Source organism: Nocardia sp. NPDC060220, assembly GCF_042727815.1.
GTDB lineage: Bacteria > Actinomycetota > Actinomycetes > Mycobacteriales > Mycobacteriaceae > Nocardia.
In genome coordinates, this window is sequence record NZ_JBHWZY010001235.1 from 1 (window position 1) to 1531 (window position 1531).

Here is a 1531-nt window from a genome sequence, read left to right on the forward strand (position 1 = left end):
CCCGCATCGACATCCTCATCGAAAATTTGGGGTCACGGCAGCCTCGCGCAGTTCGTCGGTGCGGGCTGACCCGCGAGCCTGTCGGTCATCCACCGCTGCGACGCGTCCAACGCCGCCGATGCGGGGATCATTTCCGGCTGCCCCGGCGCTGACAGAGCCAGATGCGCGGGCTCCGTCCGGATGACCGCCCCCGCCGCCACATCGGGCGGCGTGCTGTAGAAGTCGCCGACGGTTACCTCAGCGGTCGGCACCGACGATGCTACCGGCGCCGATACCAGCCCGGCGCTGACCTCGACGACCGCTCCTGACAGAGCTGCCGACCGCTCGCATACCCGCCTCCTCAACACTGAACCTCCCCTGTGACGTGTCGCACTCCGCTGCTGACTGGGATAGACCGTACACACAGGGTTCAGCGCAGGAGATCCCAGGTATCTACATTGGCGATGAGCTGGTATTTCATCCCAAAAATCCTATTTCTGGATGAATACACCGAAGCACTCCGTATCCACGGAAGGCGCGCCACAGTTCGTAATTTATATAGCGTTAATCTATGAATCCTTCCTAGATGCCAGCTGTCCTCGATAGGAGCGTGCCTCATGTCGACAGTTGGCCAGCCAGCGCCGCGGTACCCGCACCGCGCGCTCGGGCAGCCCATCACGCCGTCAAGCCTGGTGCCGCACGTGGATGCGCAGGGCGTTCGCGGCGAACTCCGCGGCCGCCGGGCTGCCGAAGGTCTGGTGGAAGTCGGGGTTGGTCTCGTAGAGGTCGGCCATGCCTCGCACCATCCGATCGCGACCACAGGCGATATCGTCACGGCAGCGCCATCCATCGGGTGCTCGCCACGGAAGGACAACCTGTGACCGAAACACCCACCCACGCCACCTCGACCCCGCCCGGACAGGGGACAGGTCGCGAGGTCGTGCGCCTTGCCGCGATCGTCGCGGCACTGGGCGTGGTGTTCGGCGATATCGGCACCAGCCCGATCTACACCCTGCAGACGGTGTTCAATCCGGCCGACCCGCACCCGGTGCCGGTAAGCCAGGACAACGTGTTCGGGATCGTCTCGCTGATCTTCTGGTCGGTCACAGTGATCGTGACGATCACCTATGTGACGCTCGCGATGCGCGCCGACAACGACGGCGAGGGCGGCATCATGGCGCTCATCACGCTGCTGCGGCGCTGGAGCGCGCCGGGCGGCAAGCGGACGGCGACTTTCCTTGCGGCACTGGGGATCTTCGGTGCTTCGTTGTTCTTCGGCGACTCGATGATCACCCCGGCGATCTCGGTGCTCTCGGCTGTCGAAGGATTGAAGATCGTCGAGCCGTCGCTCGAGGAGTTCATCATTCCGATCACCGCGGTGATCATCGTGGTCCTGTTCCTGGTGCAGCGCAAGGGAACCGCGGTCGTCGGGCGCGTATTCGGGCCGGTGATGATCGCGTGGTTCACCGCGATCGGGGTGGCCGGGATCGCGGGCATCAGCGACAACCCGGAGATCTTGAGGCGATCTCACCGACCTACGCGCTGGGATTCC

1 protein-coding gene and 1 pseudogene are annotated in these 1531 nt (G+C 64.5%); one reads left to right on the forward strand and one right to left on the reverse strand.

Annotation, left to right across the window (positions count from 1 at the left end):
* Nucleotides 1-32 precede the first annotated feature (32 nt).
* Entirely contained in the window at nucleotides 33-251 is a 219-nt protein-coding gene (locus ACFWF3_RS35605) for a hypothetical protein (RefSeq protein ID WP_379318534.1), read from the reverse strand.
* Nucleotides 252-919: 668 nt separating this feature from the next.
* Between ACFWF3_RS35605 and ACFWF3_RS35610 the strand changes: the two are divergent.
* Nucleotides 920-1531, forward strand: a pseudogene (locus ACFWF3_RS35610) (KUP/HAK/KT family potassium transporter); the annotation flags it as partial.